The 1,520-nt window shown below is 41.5% G+C and carries 1 protein-coding gene; it reads right to left on the bottom strand.

Features of this window, described 5'->3' with window-relative positions; genetic code table 11:
* Positions 1–111: 111 nt before the first annotated feature.
* On the bottom strand, positions 112–1,086 hold the full coding sequence (locus GKA01_RS13500; RefSeq protein WP_146864153.1) for an MBL fold metallo-hydrolase: 975 nt from the start codon (positions 1,084–1,086) through the stop codon (positions 112–114).
* Between the last annotated feature and the right edge of the window lie 434 nt (positions 1,087–1,520).

Genomic DNA, 1,520 nt, shown 5'->3' with positions numbered 1-1,520 from the left:
TCATCCAAGACGAGAAATATTCCGAACAATACTCCGAATATCAGACATTCTGATTTATTTTTGTATACGTCACAGGATTAAATAAGTCCTGCGACATATACAAAATTACCATTATTCTTTTTTCTTCCATACTCGACGAATACCGTCTTTGGTGAGCGGATTCATGATCCAGTCAGGAAATTGAGCATGAAGTGAGGTAGTAACTTTTTCTACGGAATCATCTTCAGATAAATCATCTTTTTTAGCTTTGCGAGTTTCTATTATCAGTGCCGTCATAAACGCTTCTTCGTCACTAATTAGCTTTTCACCTGGTCCTGGGGGACTGTGATCAGGAATAACCAGCTTAGGTTTCAGTGGCGCAAAAATTTGGAGTGTGTGAAGCCACTCTTCAGGTCCAATATCGCCACCAAGAAATGTTGGCGTGGCAAGATTCTGGACGACATCTCCCGTTACAAGAGCGCGATCTTCTGGAATGTACACCAATGTGTCGCCATAAGTATGTGCAGGGCCGGCCCAAAAAATACGTGCATGCACATCACCTAGATCAAGTATTTTTTCATCCTTAAAGAGCTCAGGTTTTCCGTAATCTGCTTGGCTCAACGCTTCTGCATTATGAATGCGAAATCTTTCGAGCATACGTCCTCTGTCAGCATTCAGCTCATTCTCTTGAACGCTTGGACGCAGTAGTTTTGTGCCAGAAGGGAAGCCACCAAAGCCTGCGGCGTGCTCGGGATGAAAATGTGTAGTGGTGAGATAAAGCGGCTTACCAGGTGCGAGGCGCTCGACTTCTTCTGAAATGACGTGTGCCGCTGAATTTCCCAGTCCAGTATCGACAACGAGTACAGCTTTTTTACCAACAATGATTGGAATATTAGGATAGCCTGGGATCATCCAGATATGTGCGCTGAGTTTTTCAGTTTTACTGGCGTCAAGTAGGGGGACAGTTTTCCCTGCTGGAACAGCAGGAATAGTTGGAGCTTCAAGGGGAGGCAATAATACTCCTGAAGCAGGACTTCTATTTAATGACGCCGATATTGCAAGGCATAAAAGATAAAAAAACTTCCATCGCAAGTGTATTTTCACCATTAAAAGATTCCATTTGTGATTAATGCTCTCCTAATTATTAAAACATTACTGCTCAAAATTTCATAGAGAGAATATGCCTCCCTTCATAGGGATTGGTCCCAAAAAATAATTTCTGAGACGAATAACGTCTCTATCAATAATTTTTGCATTAATTTACAGTAATGACGATATACATACTGTTATTATTTTGAATATAATTCTGATCGTGATCATCAGAGAAAGAGTTTTTCACCTTGATCATGCGACTTAACCTTACCATAGAATTGAATGTCCGTTTTTACCTATCTACAACCGATATTCCGCTTACCCCCTATAGCGGTCATTCTTTTCCTTTTTTAACGTCTATGAATGATCGGATCTCTGTTCCGGGGCAACGATTAAGATCCGATACTTGGCTCAGGACTCATAGCCAGAAGATGATGGTTACAGCGCGA

Origin of the sequence: Gluconobacter kanchanaburiensis NBRC 103587 (genome assembly GCF_007988905.1) — a bacterium.
GTDB classification, from domain to species: Bacteria; Pseudomonadota; Alphaproteobacteria; order Acetobacterales; family Acetobacteraceae; genus Gluconobacter; species Gluconobacter kanchanaburiensis.
This window is presented reverse-complemented; position numbering and strand designations above follow the sequence as displayed.